This is a genomic window from Bartonella sp. MR168JLCBS (genome assembly GCF_042194175.1).
Map to the genome: position 1 here is coordinate 1 of NZ_JBHIMP010000424.1, position 287 is coordinate 287.

Genomic DNA, 287 nt, shown 5'->3' on the forward strand with positions numbered 1-287 from the left:
CAGCAATAATAGACAGTCCATCACGATGCAAAAGCATCCGATCAACAACCATAATGTCATAATTTTCCGTTTCAGCTAAAGCATATCCAGTATCCCCATCGTACGCAACATCAACGGAATGTCCTGACTCCCCAAAAGCTTTTTCGAGATAACGCCCCGTCTCATGATCATCTTCTATAACGAGTATCTTCATAAAACGCATCTCCGTTATTTTATCAAATGAAGTTGTAGGACAGAAGCTTACAAGACCTCTGCCCTAGTGTTTTAAAAATGTTATTTTTTGAAAA

General features: G+C 38.7%; 1 protein-coding gene. It reads right to left on the reverse strand.

All coding sequences use genetic code 11. The features are described 5' to 3' along the window. Nucleotides 1-193, reverse strand: a 193-nt coding sequence (locus ACFIK8_RS11755) for a response regulator (protein ID WP_375669531.1), incomplete at its 3' end; no start/stop codon positions are given. Between the last annotated feature and the right edge of the window lie 94 nt (nucleotides 194-287).